Here is a 13970-nt window from a genome sequence, read left to right on the forward strand (position 1 = left end):
GCAGTGATCGAACCCGCCAGGACCAAGGGCTCAAGACCCGCACGCGCGGCATACACAGCAGCCGTGTACCCAGCGGGGCCCGAACCCACGATGATGACGCTCCGCACATCTTGTATCGACATGCTTCTATGTTGACACGCGTCGATATAAGGATGCAAGGTGGCATCGATGAACTTCGATACAACAAGGAGTGAACGATGAACTGCTACGAGCACGCCAAGGCCGGGCACGTCGAGACCGCGATCGGTGTCTGTCCGCACTGCGGGGCGGGGCTGTGCGCTGAGCACGTGCGGGAGTGCGAAGTCGAGAACGTCACCTACTCCAGCGTCGGCAACCCGACGGTCAACGAGCCCAGCCGGCAGCTGTGCTGCGACACGTGTCACGGGGCGAGCATGGGTGGGTGCGGACGCGGGGCGGCGGACAGGTCGACGGCGGCTCGAGCTGGCGGTCGGTGCGCTTCGGGTCGGGTCCTGGTTTAGGTCCGCCTGCGTCGCTTCGAGGAGAGGGGGCGCCGAAACGGCGCCCCCTCTCTTGTGGGGTGGGTGATCAGACGCGAGCGGGCTGGTGCTCGCTGAGTGCGGCCAGTGCGCACACCCCGCGGGGTTCGGTGCTCTGCAGGGGAACCAGAGCGCTGCGGGTGGCGAGCTCGTCGCGGACCTGGTGCAGGAGCGGGACCTCTGCCCTCGCGCGCGTGCGCAGCAGGGGAGAGGTCAGATCGAGGCCGTTGAGGGACTGGTTGACGACCCACGCCCACGGTTCGATGCCTGCGCGGCGCAGGTCGTCCTGGAGCGCGGTGGCTTCCATCACGGGTGTGGCTTCGGGCAGGGTCGTGATGATCATGCGCGTGGTAGCCGGGTCCTGCAGGGTCCCCAGCGTGGAGTTGAGCGTGGCCTCGTCCGTCCCGAGCTGACGCACCGCCTCGCGGTGGTAGGCGCCGGCGGCGTCGAGCAGGAGCAAGGTGTGCCCGGTGGGGGCGGTGTCCATCACGACGAACGAGTTCTTGGCCTCGGCCACGATCGCGGAGAACGCGTGCAGGACGGCGATCTCCTCGGTGCACGGAGACTCGAGGTCCTCGGCGAGCACCGCGAGGCCTGCCTCGTCGAGCCCGGCGCCACGGGTTGCCATGACGTGCGCCTTGTACTGTTCGCGCTCGAGGTCCGGGTCGATGCGGGAGACCTTCAGCAGGTCGCCGGCCTCCCCGATCGCGTCCTGCAGGTGGGCGGCCGGGTCGGAGGTCGTCAGGTGCACCGGCAGTCCGCGGCGGGCGAGGGCGACCGCGATCGCCGCGGCCAGGGTGGTCTTGCCGACCCCGCCCTTGCCCATCGTCATGATCAGCCCGTGCCTGTCGGCTGCGATCTGTTCGACGAGGTCTGCGAGGTTGTCCATCTCGACCCGCTCGACGCTACCGTCCGCGGCGCCCTTGGCCGTGGAGGACGGCGCCTCGGAGAGCAGGGCGCGTAGCGCGTCGACGCCCATCACGTTGGCCGGGCGCAGGGCGACGTGATCGTGCACGAGGCCACGCAGGGCTTCGGGCTCGTCGGCCATGGCGGCCACCTCACGGTGGTGCACCGCGGTGGCGATCGGGTCCCCGAGGGCGGCGTCGGCGGGCAGGATCCCGTTGACGACCAGGTACTGCTCGCTGATGCCGAGCGCTGCGAGCTCGCCCGCGGTCCGGGCAGCCTCGCCCAGCGCGGCGCTCTGTGCGCGTGAGACCAGCACCAGGCGGGTGGCGGCGGGGTCGGCCAGGGCGTCGACCGCGCGAGCGTACTTCTCCTTGTTCTTCGCCAGGCCGGCCAGGGGGCCTACGCTGGAGACGGCGCCGTCGGCGGACTCGATGAAGCCCGTCCAGGCGGCCGGGAGTTGGAGCATGCGGATCGTGTGACCGGTGGGAGCGGTGTCGAACACGACATGGTCGAACTCGGCCAGGACGCGCTCGTCGGTCAGCAGCGACGTGAACTCGTCGAACGCGGCGATCTCTGTCGTGCAGCCGCCCGAAAGCTGTTCCTCGATCCCGTCGAGCACCTCTTGCGGCAGAACCCCGCGCACCGGTCCCACGATCCGGTCGCGGTAGTCGGCGGCTGCCTGGTTCGGGTCGACCTCGACGGCGCTGAGGCCCTCGACCGAGGTCACCGGGGTGATGGTGGTACCGACCGACTGCCCGAAGACCTGCCCGACGTTCGAGGCCGGGTCAGTGCTGGTCAGCAGGACACGCTTGCCAGCATCGGCCAGGGCCACCGCGGTGGCACAGGCCAGGGAGGTCTTGCCCACCCCGCCCTTGCCGGTGAAGAACACGAAGCGCGGCGCATTCTCGATCGCGTGCAGCATCGCCCTCACCGCCCCGACTCTGCGGTGACCGGGGCGCAGCACGTGCCAGCACCGGTCGGGGCATCGGGTGCGACCTCGTCCGAGGCGCCCAGTCCGCACCACTGGGCGAGCTCGGCACGCGCCGGGTAGCGGCCCGAGGCGACCAGCTTCCCGTCCACCGTCAGGGCGGGCAGGGCGTTCATGCCCTGCACCGAGATCAGCTCAGCGACGGCCGGGGTCCCGGCGAACTCCTCCGGGGCCGAGCTGATCGTCACTCGCCGCGCGGCCACGCCCTGCTCCTGGAGCCACTGCGCGTCGGCCACGAACTGGGCCACGGCCTGCGCAGACTCCTCGCGCCCGCGCACCGGGCTGCAACACGACTGACCGTCGAAAAGCACCACTGTCGACATAGAGCTGTCCTCCTAGAGACATCCGATCAACACATCGAAGAACTTCGATATGCCAGATCCTGGCTAACGCATCGACGTTTGTCAATGCGAGGTTGTGGGTCAGGGATGGGCGGTTCGGGTCCCGAGAGCGATGAGTGCGGCGAGCGCGGCGACGGCGGCCAGGAGGGCGAACGTCATGGGGTAGGACCCGGTGGCGTCTCTCAGTGCGCTGGCTGCCCAGGGGGCCAGGGCCATGGCGAGGGCGGTGGGGGCGTTGAGGATCCCGTAGAGGTGTCCGAAGCCGTTTGTGCCCCAGCGGTCGCTGACGGCCGTGGACTGCAGGAGGGTGTAGGCGCCGCGGGCGATTCCCAGGATGACGGCGGCCGCGAGCAGTGCGCCGACCGGGCCGGGTAGCAGGCCCGCGAGGGCGATGGTGGCGCCCGCGAGACCGAGCAGTGCGACGGTGCGGGTGACTGGTGTCGTGTGTGCGACCAGTGGTGCGTACGCGATGCGCCCCAGGAGTTGCCCGGCGCCGGACAGGCCCAGGGCCCACGCTGCTGCGGCCGGGGACAGGCCTCGCCAGGTCAGCATCGGGATCAGGTGGATGGTCGCGGCGAACAGCGCGAACGCGGTCAGCGACGTGGCGACCGTCAGCAGGATGAACGGCTTGCTGGTCGTGATCGTGCGGCGACTCGAGGGGCCTGGGCCGGGGGAGTGTGGTGGAGTGGGCGGCCACGGCGCCCGCAGGCCCAGAGCGTGTCCGGGGATCGTGGTCAGGGCGAGCAGGATGGCGAGGACGACGTAGGCCTGGCGCCACCCGAGGTGGTCGACCAGGGCGGCCGTGACGGGGGCGAAGATGGTGCTCGCCAGTCCGGCAACCAGCGTCAAGATCATCAGCGCCCGGCCGCGGGCGGGGCCGTGCCAGCGGGTGAGCGCGGTGAAGGCGGGGGCGTAGAGCACCATCGCCTGCGCCGCCCCGGCCAGCACCCAAGCCGCCGCGAACCACCACAGTGACGGCGCCGCGGCGATTCCCAGGGTTGCAGCGGCGGCGATCACCGACCCGGCGGTCATCGTGGCCCGGGGGCCACGGCGGTCGATCACCCGCCCGACCAGGAGACCGGCGCCCGCAGCCACGACCAGGGCCAAGGAGGAGGCGCCCATCGAGGCCGTCGTCGACCAGCCCGTGTCTGCGGTGATCGCGGGCAGGGCGACCGGGAAGGAGTAGTACAGGACGCCCCACCCCACGATCTGGGTCAGGCACAACGTCGCCAACGCCCCCCGGGGACCGCCCGCGCGCACGCGCGGCCAGCCCTCGAGGTGAGAAGGTGTCTTCACCGTCGCGCCGGTGAACGGCGATCGCGGATCCGCGAGGCGAGCACGGTGGCCACGTGAGCCGCGTCGCGACCCACACCTCGCAGGGTGTTCGAGGAGAACGAGCGCTGCAGCTCGAGGCCGACATACCCCAGTCCGGGATGGGTGGTCGAGATCCCGCCGCGGTGCAGTGGGGACCCCAGGTCGTCGAGTGCTCCCAGTGGTCGCAGGTACTCTAGCGCGGGGCGGAAGCCGGTCGCGAGGATCACGGCGTCCACCTGCTCGCGGGTCCCATCGGCCCACACGACCTCGCTGCCCGTCAGCTCGGAGAACACCTCCCGGCGGTCTAGAGACCCAGAGGCGATCGCCGACCGGTACGTGCCGGTGTCCAGCACCAGCGGCTTGGTCACCAGACGCTGCATCCACGGCGTGGGCAGAACGTCGAAGCCGGTGAGCTTGAACCAGTAGTGCAGGTCGCGCCCTGCTCGGCGCTGGGCGGCGAACGTGATCGGCGACCGGGTCGCCAACCGCACCTGGGTCACACCGTTGAGCTCGTGGGCGATCTGCACCGCGGAGTTGCCGCCACCGACGACCACGACCCGCTTGCCGGCGAAGTCGAGCGGACTGCGGTACGTCGCCGAATGCAGCACCTGGCCCGTGAAGGACTCGAGCCCCGGTAGGGCCGGTAGGACCGGAGAGCCGAAGGATCCGCTCGCCGCGATCACCGCCGCCGCGCGCCGTTCCTGCCCGTCGTTCGTCCGTACCGTGAACTCGGCGCCAGCCTGCTCGACTGACTCGACCCGGGCCCCCGTGCGGATCTCCACGCCCACGTGCTCGGCATAGCGCTCGAGGTACTCCACGACCTCGTCCCTGGTGGGGTAGCGATCCAGATCACCACCGAACGGCAGGCCGGGCAGGGCGCTGTAGCGGGCGGGGGAGAAGAGGCGAAGGCTGTCGTAGTAGCCAGACCATGACCCCGTCGGCCGAGAACCAGCCTCCAGGACGAGCAGGTCCAGGCCAACGGCGCGCGCGGCACCAGCTGCTGCAAGGCCAGCCTGGCCCGCGCCCACGATGATCACAGGTGTAGAGGAAGTCATCCGGTCAACATATCGTGACATCGCGATATGGCAAAACGACGATATGAAAGATAGGATCGGTACATGACCCAGCCCGCAACGCTCCAGCCCGCTGAGCTGAGCCAGGGGACGCAGGACTTCCTCACTGCACTGGCCAGCCCCACCCGCCAGGCCATCCTTCTGCTGTTCGCCCGGGGCGCCGAGCTCTCAGTAGGACAGGTCGCCGAGCAGGCGAATATCGGACAGTCGACTGCCTCTGAACAGCTCAAGACCCTGCGCCGCGCCGGCGTTGTCACGGCGCGCCGCGAGGGCAAGGTCGTCCTGTATCGAGCAGACCGCGACGGCATGACCCGCGCGCTGGCAGATCTGCAGGCCTACCTCCAGACCTGCTGCTGACGCAGCAGGTGGTTCACGTCCGGCACGGTGCCATCGGCTGGGGCGAGTGCGCCTTGTGCGGGACGTGCCCCGGGTGCGGCCGCGACGCGACCAGGGGTCGCGGCCTGTCCAGACTTCAACCTCTCGCGACGGTGCGGATCGGGGGCCCAAGCAGCCCCTGGTCGTCGATGGCCGACGTCGGTCGGCTCACCGGCGGCACGGGCCGCCCCCGTGGCGGTCGAGGTGGACGTCTCAGGCGGTCATCGGGGTCCTGCTGGTGATGACGGGTGCTCTTCGCTCCGAGCGATCGACGCCTCGTTGGACGAGGCCTCGACCGTGATCTTCCCGGCCTCGCCGTCGACGGTCACCACGCTCCCGTCGGGGATCAGCCCGGTCGCACCCGCGACCCCCAGGACGGCAGGTATGCGGCGCTCGCGGGCAACGATCGCGGCGTGGGACAGCACGCCTCCCGTCTCTGTGACGACCCCCGCGACGACGCGCAGCAGGGGAGTCCAAGCGGGGTCGGTCAAGGGGCAGACCAGGACGTCGCCAGGGCGGACGTGCGAGAAGTCGGCCGGGCCGCGGACGATCCGGGCTGGTCCCGTCGCCACGCCGGAGCTGCCCGCGGCCCCGCGCAGCAGGCTCGCGGCGCCGAGCGGCGGGGTGCACCCCGTGGCGTCGGCAGACGACGCCGGGAGCGGAGTCGTGACCGGCCGGGCCTGCACGATCCAGAGCGCGCCGTCCGCGAGCGCCCACTCGACGTCCTGCGGCCCGCCGAGGAGGTCCGCCGCACGCCACCCCAGCCGGGCGAGGCGGAGGACGGTCGCGTCGTCGAGCGTCGGCCGCCACCGGTCGTCCGTGTGCACCTCGTGCACGACCAGGCCGGTCCCGTCCCGGTCGAGCCGGGTCTGCTTGTCGGCGACGACGCGCGAGGCCACGCGAACGGCCCCGCGGCCGAGGGTCTCGTGCGCCACGACCCGGTACGTGTCCGGTGTGACCCTGCCGCCCACGATCGGGGGCCCGAGCCCCCAGGATGCCTCGATCACGGTCGTGTCCCCCGGGGTCTCGGGTGCGAACATGACCCCGGCGGCCTCGGCGTCGACGAGGCGCTGCACCAGCACGGCCATGGCGGGCTCGCCGGACGCCGCGCCTGCCCCGCCGGACGCCGCGCCTGCCCCGCCGGACGCCGCGCCCGCACCGCCGCGCGCGCTCTCGAGGCCTGCGCGGTAGTCGACCGCCCGTGGCGAGTGCAGCGAGGCCCAGCAGGCGCGGACGGCGCGCGCGACGTCGTCGGGCCCCTGGACCGCGAGCACGCTCTCGTGCTGGCCCGCCGCCGAGGCCTGGGCCGTGTCCTCGCCCGCGGCCGAGGATCGCACCGCGACGGGCGGCGAGCCGAGTGTGTGCAGGGCGGGGGCGAGTGCGTCGCGGAGCGCGTCGTGGGGGATCGCCTCCCGGTGGGCGTCGAACGGCACCACGAAGCCGTCGGGGACGGGCAACTCTGCCCGCAGCAGCGCGCCGAGCGCCGTGGCCTTGCCGCCGCACGTCTCGCGCGCGGCCGCCTCCAGCGGAACGAGCACCTTCACCGCCTTCAACAGATCGTTGACAACATTTCGTTGATTGTGCAGGATCGCCGCATGCCTCGCAACGACGACACCGCTCCCGCAGCGCGGGCCCCTCAAGCGGGACGGGCCACGCACGCCGACCACGCCCAGGCCCGCCGCGAGCAGGACGCCCGCACCAACCTGCTGGAGCGGGGTGCCGACGCGCTCGCACCGAGGCCGTGGCAGCCCGCAGCCGTGCCGCCGTCGGCCGTGGACCTGGCACGGTTCGCGCTCTGGCGGTCCGCCGACCTGCCGCCCGAGCAACTCCTCGACGCGCTGGCCCTGCTGCCCGCCGCGCGCGCCGAGGTCGACGCCCTCGAGAGCGGCCTGCTGTTCACGGCCCGCAGCGCAGGCCTGACCTGGGCACAGATCGCCGACGCGACAGGCTTCAATTCCCCGCAGGCGTGCCAGCAGCACTTCCACCGCCTCGCGGCCCGGCAGGAGGACCGCCCATGACCCAGGACTCCCCGGTCGACCTGCTCGTCCTGCACGCGGTCCGCATCTGCGGGTTCGCCGACACCGCGACCCTCGCCCGTCGCTTCGACCTCGACCGGGCCGAGACCGCCGAGCTGCTCGGCGACCTCGAGGCCCACGGGTGGGTGCAGCGCTCCGCGTTCGCCGACCTGAGCGGCTGGTCGCTGACCGGATCGGGGCGGGACGAGAACGAGCGCCGGCTCGCCGCCGAGCTCACCGCCACGGGCCGGGCCGACGACGTCCGCGACGCCCACCACGAGTTCCTGCCCCTCAACGCGCGCGTCCAGCGGGCATGCACCGACTGGCAGCTGCGGCCCGTGCCGGGGGCGCGGCTCACGCCCAACGACCACACCGACCCCTCGTGGGACGGCGCGGTCCTGGACGAGCTCGCCGCGATCGGCGACGACCTCGCCCCGCTCGCACGCCTGCTCGGCGACGTCCTGGCCAGGTGCGGCGGGTACCACGACCGCTTCTCCGCCGCGCTGGGCCAAGCCCGCACGGGCGAGGGCCGCTGGGTCGACGGCAGCGACGTCGACTCGTGCCACCGCGTGTGGTTCGAGCTGCATGAGGACCTCGTCGCGACGCTCGGGATCGACCGCGGGGCCGAGCGCGGGGCCGAGCGCTGAGCGTCGGGACGTCCCGCACGGCCACGGGCGTCGAGAGGTGAGCGTGACGGCGATCACGACCCCTCGACCTGCGAGCGCACGGCACCCGGGCCACGATGGAAGGAGCGCAAGGCGCTGATGGACCGAGCATCGAGGAGGAATACATGGCTGTCCGCAAGGAGCTGCCCGAGTACACCGTCCCGTCGCTGACCCTGGAGGACGGGGGGAAGGTCGCCGAGATCCTGCAGATGCGACTGCACGCGCTCAACGACCTGGCACTGACCCTCAAGCACATCCACTGGAACGTCGTGGGGCCGCACTTCATCGCGGTCCACGAGATGATCGACCCGCAGGTCGACGCGGTCCGCGCGATGGTCGACGCCACGGCCGAGCGCATCGCGACCCTCGGCGTCCCGCCGCAGGGCACCCCTGGCGCGATCGTCGCCGAGCGTACCTGGAAGGACTACTCCCTGGGGCGCGCCTCGACCATCGCGCACCTCGGAGCGCTCGACGAGGTCTACCAGGGTGTCATCGCCGACCACCGCAAGGCAGCCACCGAGACCGAAGAGCTCGACGACGTGACCAACGACCTCCTGGTCGGTCACCTGCACGAGCTCGAGCTGTTCCACTGGTTCGTGCGTGCGCACCTCGAGTCCACGGGTGGCGAGCTCTCGACGTCGGGGGCCACGACCGAGCGCGGTGCGGCCCGCGCGGCGGAGGCCGCGGCCAAGAAGGAAGCCTGAACGACCGGTACCGAGCCCCTCTCCCCGCACGGGGAGAGGGGCTCGCTGCTGTCTGCACCGCAGACGCGCACGGCCCGACGGCGCCGCTCGCCCTGCGCGACCGCGTACCGGTCCGCCCGGGTCCGGGAGGCGCCGTCGGGCCCTGGGCCTGCCGCCGTGGGCGCTCGCGGCCTCAGGCCGTACGCACGGGGCGGTCAGCCGCCCACGTACGCCGCGAGGTGCTCGCCCGTGAGGGTCGAGCGGTCCGCGACGAGGTCCGCGGGGGTGCCCTCGAAGACGACCTGCCCGCCGTCGTGCCCGGCGCCCGGACCGAGGTCGATGATCCAGTCCGCGTGCGCCATGACGGCCTGGTGGTGCTCGATCACGATGACCGACCTGCCCGCCGCGACGAGCCGGTCGAGGAGCCCGAGGAGCTGTTCGACGTCGGCCAGGTGCAGGCCCGTGGTCGGCTCGTCGAGGACGTAGACGTCGCCCCTGGCGCCCATCTGCGTCGCGAGCTTGATGCGCTGGCGCTCGCCGCCGGACAACGTCGTGAGGGGCTGGCCCAGGCTCAGGTACCCGAGCCCGACGTCGACGAGGCGGCTCAGGATCGAGTGGGCCGCGGGGATGCGGCCGTCACCCTCGGCGAAGAACCTCTCCGCGTCCGTCACCGACATCGCGAGGACCTCGGCGATGTCGCGCCCGCCGAGCGTGTACTCGAGCACGGCCGCCTGGAACCGCTTGCCGCCGCACTCCTCGCACGTGGTCTCGACCGTGGCCATGACGCCCAGGTCGGTGTAGATGACGCCCGCGCCGTTGCAGACCGGGCACGCGCCCTCGGAGTTGGCGCTGAACAGCGCGGGCTTGACCCCGTTGGCCTTGGCGAACGCCTTGCGGATCGGGTCGAGCAGGCCCGTGTAGGTCGCAGGGTTGCTGCGCCGGGAGCCGCGGATCGCGCTCTGGTCGATCACGACGACTCCCTCGCGCCCCGCGACCGAGCCGTGGACGAGCGAGCTCTTGCCCGACCCGGCCACGCCCGTCACGACGCACAGCACGCCGAGCGGCACGTCGACGTCGACGCCGCGCAGGTTGTGCTCGCTCGCTCCCCGGATCTCGAGCCGCCCGCTCGCTGTGCGCACGGTCTCCTTGAGCGTCGCGCGGTCGTCGAGGTGGCGGCCCGTGGTGGTGCCGGAGGCCCGGAGTCCGTCGAGCGTGCCCTCGAACACGACCTCGCCGCCCGCGGTCCCCGCGCCCGGGCCGAGGTCGACGACGTGGTCCGCGATCGCGATGGCCTCGGGCTTGTGCTCGACGACGAGGACCGTGTTGCCCTTGTCGCGCAGCTGGAGCAGGAGGGCGTTCATGCGCTGGATGTCGTGCGGGTGCAGACCGATGGTCGGCTCGTCGAACACGTACGTGACGTCGGTGAGCGAGGAGCCGAGGTGGCGGATCATCTTGGTGCGCTGGGCCTCGCCGCCCGACAGGGTCCCGGACGGTCGGTCGAGCGAGAGGTACCCCAGGCCGATCTCGGCGAACGAGTCGAGCAGGTGCTGCAGGCCCTTGAGCAGGGGGGCCATGGACGGCTCGTCGAGCCCGCGGACCCACTCCGCGAGGTCGGTGATCTGCATCTGGCACGCGTCGGCGATGCTCGTGCCCGCGATCTTCGACGACCGTGCCTCGGGGCTCAGGCGCGTCCCGTGGCACTCGGGGCACGTCTGGAACGTCACGGCCTTCTCGACGAACGCCCGGATGTGGGGCTGCATCGCGTCGACGTCCTTCGACAGGAACGACTTCTGGATCTTGGGGATCAGGCCCTCGAACGTGACGTTGATGCCGTCGACCTTGATCTTGGTCGGCTCCTTGTACAGCAGGTCGTGCAGCTCGCGCTTCGAGAAGTCCTTGATCGGCGTGGTCGGGTCGAAGAACCCGGAGCCGCGGTAGATGCGCCCGTACCAGCCGTCCATGGTGTAGCCGGGGATGGTGAGCGCGCCCTCGTCGAGCGAGAGGCTGTCGTCGTAGAGCGCTGTCAGGTCGAAGTCGTTGACGTTGCCCATGCCCTCGCAGCGCGGGCACATGCCGCCGAGCTGGTGGAACGTCGCCTTCTCGGCCTGCGTCCTGCCGCCCCGCTCGATGGTGATCGCGCCGCTGCCGGACACCGAGGGCACGTTGAACGAGTAGGCCTGCGGCGAGCCGATCTGCGGCTGCCCGAGGCGGCTGAACAGGATGCGCAGCATCGCGTTCGCGTCCGTGACGGTCCCGACCGTCGAGCGCGGGTTGGCCCCCATGCGCTCCTGGTCGACGATGATCGCCGTCGTCAGCCCCTCGAGGTGGTCGACCTCGGGCCGCGAGAGCGAGGGCATGAAGCCCTGCAGGAACGCGCTGTACGTCTCGTTGATCATGCGCTGCGACTCGGCCGCGATCGTGCCGAACACCAGGGAGCTCTTGCCCGAGCCCGAGACCCCGGTGAAGACCGTGAGCCGGCGCTTGGGGATCTCGACGCTGACGTCCTTGAGGTTGTTCTCGCGCGCACCCTGCACGCGGATCATGTCGTGGCTGTCGGCAAGGGGCAGTGCGGACGACTCGTCCGTCCTCGTGACCGTGCTCATGGTCTCTCCATCTGTCGGGTCGGCAGGCGCGCGAGAGCCTGCGGCCGGGCATGTCGTCTCTCGTCCGCCTCAGCCTAGGGCCCGGCACCGACGGGGCACGGGGAGGGCCGGCGGTCACGGGTCCGTCCCGGTCACGCAGCACCTCTCAGCCCGACGGCGCCACGTCCGCGGGAGCGTCGGCGGGCCCCGGCTCGGCCTCGGCCTGGGGGTGGCCGACGGCGGCCCGCCGCGTGGGCCACCAGAACGCCCGCCCTTCGAGCGCGGCGAGCGCGGGGACGAGCAGCGGTGCCATGAGGAACGCGGCGGTGACGATCCCGACCGCGACACCGAAACCGAGCTGCGCGAGGTTGGCGATGCCGGTGAGCACGAGCGAGGCGAACGTGCAGGCCAGGATGATCCCGGCGGCGGCCGCGGTCGGCGCGTCCTGCGTGATCGCGATGCGCGCGGCCTCGCGCGAGGTCGCGCCCGCGCGGTACTCCTCGTGCATGCGCGCGGCGATCAGGATGTTGTAGTCGGTGCCGATCGCGACGACGAACAGGTACAGCACGATCGGGATCGAGAAGTCGATGCCGGCGTACCCGAGCGCGTGCAGGTAGAGCAGGACGACCGCGCCGAGGGTCGCGGTGAACGTGAGCGCGACGCACACGAGCAGGTTCACGGCTCCGAGGACGGCGGTCAGCAGCAGCCCGAGGATCACCACGATGATGACGGCGGCGACGGGGAAGACGCGCAGGGTGTCGGCCCGCAGCTGGTCGCGCACGTCGACGAACGCCGACGTCTGGCCCCCGACGTAGACCTGCGCGCCGGGGACCGACCCGTGCGCGGCGTCGCGCAGGGGCCCCTCGACCGTGGCCATGGCGGCGTCGGAGTACGGGTCGTCGGCGAGCACCACGGTGAGGAGGGCGGCCGTGCCGTCGGTCGTGGCGGTGGGTGGTGCGACCGACGTGACGCCCGGGACCGCGGCGAGGTTCGTCGCGAGCGTGGTCAGCGCGGTCGGGTCGAGCGGCGTGGTCCCCACGACGTAGACCTGCGTGGGGCTCAGGGCGCCTGCGGGGAAGGACGCGTCGAGCGTCGTGTAGGCCTGGCGCGAGGCGGTGTCCGCGGGGAGCTCGTCGAGCGTGTCGTACGTCGCCTTGTAGCCCGAGGCGAACAGCGTGAGCACCACGAGTACGGCCCCGACGGCGAGCGCAGGGACGGCGGGTCGGCGGGCCGCGAACGACCCGAGGGCCGCGAACGGGCTGCGGCGGGCGTCGTGGCCCGGGCCGAGCGGCCAGAACAGCGCCCGGCCGAGGAGCGCGAAGAGTGCCGGGACGAGCGTCAGCGCCGTCACGAGCATCACTGCAACCGCCACGATCAGGCCCGGCGCGAGGGTGCTGAGCGACTCGAGCCGCGCGAACAGCAGCGCCGCGAACGCCCCGATCACGGTGAGCGCCGAGGACGCGACGACCCTGCCCACGACCCCCACCGACGCCTCGAGCGCCTCGTGGTGGCTCTCGCCCCGGCGCAGGTGCTCGCGGTAGCGGAACAGGACGAACACGATGTAGTCGGTGCCGATCCCGAACAGGACGACCACGAGGATCGGTTGGAGCGTGTCGCTGACCTGGAAGTCGAGCAGGTCCGCGAGCCATGCCGTCAGGCCCGTGACGACCGAGAGCACCACACTGATCACGACGATCGGGATCACCGCGATCACGGGGCTGCGGAACACGAGTCCGAGCAGGACGACGATGAGCAGGACGGTCGCGATCGTGATGGTCCGCTCGGCCGCGGCGTAGGCCGTGGTCGTGTCGACCTGGATCGCGGCGTTGCCCGTGAGCGCGCCGGTCAGGTCGGTGCCCTGCAGGGCCGCGTCGGTCGCGGTACGCAGCGCGGGCACGGCGTCGTCGACCGCCTCGTCGCCGGGCTGGCCGTCGAACGCGACCGACAGGGCAGCGGTCCGGCCGTCCTGCGAGAAGGACTGCGGGGTCTCCTGCACAGAGACCACCCCGGGGATCGCGTCGCCCTGGAGCATCGTCGCGAGCCCGGCGACGGTGGCCTGGTCGTCCGTGGTGAGCGCCGCGCCGTCGGACCGGACGACGACCAGGCTGCCCGTCGCCCCCGACTGCGCGGGGAAGTTCTCGTCGCCCACGTCCTGCGCCTCGACCGACTCGAACGACGCGGGCAGGAACGACTGCTGGTCTCCCGTCGTGTAGTCGTCGAGGTTCGGCGCGAAGACAATGACCGCGGCCGCGAGGACCACCCAGACGCCGATCACGCGCCACGGGTGAGCGATCACGGTCCGAGCGATGCTGCGGAACATCGGCGTGCCTTCCCGCGCGGGAGAAACCCGGTTCACGACCACTCCAGCGTGGCACCCGTGACCGGAGGCGACAACCGGGGGCCGGGCCGGTGACCACCACCACCCGGCGCGTCGCGCCCGTCAGGCGCTCGCGGTCTCGTCGAGGAGGGCCGCGCGGATCGCCTCGACCCCGCGTGGGCGCGTACTCGGGCCCCATCTCGAACGGTGCGTC

At 71.9% G+C, this 13970-nt stretch carries 13 protein-coding genes; 5 read left to right on the forward strand and 8 right to left on the reverse strand.

Annotated features, from left to right (window positions below; genetic code table 11):
* Positions 1 to 122, reverse strand: a 122-nt coding sequence (locus IE95_RS21060; RefSeq protein ID WP_248700175.1) for an FAD-dependent oxidoreductase, incomplete at its 3' end; no start/stop codon positions are given.
* A 75-nt stretch (positions 123 to 197) separates the two neighbouring features.
* On the opposite strand from IE95_RS21060, the gene IE95_RS21345 reads away from it, so the two are divergent.
* The gene (locus IE95_RS21345; RefSeq protein WP_084690032.1) at positions 198 to 479 is read left to right on the forward strand and encodes a DUF2180 family protein; all 282 of its coding nucleotides are present in this window, start codon (positions 198 to 200) and stop codon (positions 477 to 479) included.
* Positions 480 to 546: 67 nt separating this feature from the next.
* Here IE95_RS21345 and arsA read toward each other — a convergent pair whose 3' ends face one another.
* From arsA to IE95_RS0108960, 4 genes are all read right to left on the reverse strand, one after another.
* A complete protein-coding gene (gene arsA, locus IE95_RS0108945) occupies positions 547 to 2325 on the reverse strand; it encodes an arsenical pump-driving ATPase (protein ID WP_030151282.1) in 1779 nt (592 codons plus the stop codon).
* Positions 2326 to 2330: 5 nt separating this feature from the next.
* Positions 2331 to 2714, reverse strand: coding sequence for an arsenic metallochaperone ArsD family protein (locus IE95_RS0108950; RefSeq protein WP_084690033.1), 384 nt, complete (start codon positions 2712 to 2714; stop codon positions 2331 to 2333).
* 99 nt (positions 2715 to 2813) lie between these two features.
* On the reverse strand, positions 2814 to 4028 hold the full coding sequence (locus IE95_RS0108955) for an MFS transporter (RefSeq protein ID WP_129429580.1): 1215 nt from the start codon (positions 4026 to 4028) through the stop codon (positions 2814 to 2816).
* On the reverse strand, positions 4025 to 5101 hold the full coding sequence (locus IE95_RS0108960; RefSeq protein ID WP_030151285.1) for a flavin-containing monooxygenase: 1077 nt from the start codon (positions 5099 to 5101) through the stop codon (positions 4025 to 4027). The genes IE95_RS0108955 and IE95_RS0108960 overlap by 4 nt, the downstream gene beginning before the upstream one ends.
* Before the next feature lie 63 nt (positions 5102 to 5164).
* On the opposite strand from IE95_RS0108960, the gene IE95_RS0108965 reads away from it, so the two are divergent.
* Positions 5165 to 5476 carry an ArsR/SmtB family transcription factor gene (locus IE95_RS0108965; RefSeq protein ID WP_030151286.1) on the forward strand — a complete coding sequence of 104 codons (312 nt, stop codon included), beginning with the start codon at positions 5165 to 5167 and terminating at the stop codon, positions 5474 to 5476.
* A gap of 239 nt (positions 5477 to 5715) precedes the next feature.
* Here the strand turns inward: IE95_RS0108965 and IE95_RS0108970 are convergent, their stop codons facing one another.
* Positions 5716 to 7032 (reverse strand): PEP/pyruvate-binding domain-containing protein, encoded by a 1317-nt coding sequence (locus IE95_RS0108970; protein ID WP_084690066.1) that lies wholly within the window; start codon positions 7030 to 7032, stop codon positions 5716 to 5718.
* Positions 7033 to 7089: 57 nt separating this feature from the next.
* Here IE95_RS0108970 and IE95_RS0108975 point away from each other — a divergent pair, with 57 nt between their 5' ends.
* From IE95_RS0108975 to IE95_RS0108985, 3 genes are all read left to right on the forward strand, one after another.
* On the forward strand, positions 7090 to 7512 hold the full coding sequence (locus IE95_RS0108975) for a hypothetical protein (protein WP_030151288.1): 423 nt from the start codon (positions 7090 to 7092) through the stop codon (positions 7510 to 7512).
* Entirely contained in the window at positions 7509 to 8156 is a 648-nt protein-coding gene (locus IE95_RS0108980) for a MarR family transcriptional regulator (RefSeq protein ID WP_030151289.1), read from the forward strand. Before IE95_RS0108975 ends, IE95_RS0108980 begins: the two co-directional genes overlap by 4 nt.
* A gap of 143 nt (positions 8157 to 8299) precedes the next feature.
* Complete coding sequence (locus tag IE95_RS0108985) at positions 8300 to 8878, forward strand: Dps family protein (protein WP_030151290.1); 579 nt, start codon at positions 8300 to 8302, stop codon at positions 8876 to 8878.
* Between the two features lie 194 nt (positions 8879 to 9072).
* Here IE95_RS0108985 and IE95_RS0108990 read toward each other — a convergent pair whose 3' ends face one another.
* Both IE95_RS0108990 and IE95_RS0108995 read right to left on the reverse strand, forming a co-directional pair.
* On the reverse strand, positions 9073 to 11460 hold the full coding sequence (locus tag IE95_RS0108990) for an ATP-binding cassette domain-containing protein (protein ID WP_030151291.1): 2388 nt from the start codon (positions 11458 to 11460) through the stop codon (positions 9073 to 9075).
* A gap of 145 nt (positions 11461 to 11605) precedes the next feature.
* Positions 11606 to 13759, reverse strand: coding sequence for an MMPL family transporter (locus IE95_RS0108995; RefSeq protein ID WP_051702936.1), 2154 nt, complete (start codon positions 13757 to 13759; stop codon positions 11606 to 11608).
* Positions 13760 to 13970: the final 211 nt, after the last annotated feature.

This window comes from Oerskovia turbata (assembly GCF_000718325.1).
In the GTDB taxonomy this organism is placed as follows: domain Bacteria; phylum Actinomycetota; class Actinomycetes; order Actinomycetales; family Cellulomonadaceae; genus Oerskovia; species Oerskovia turbata.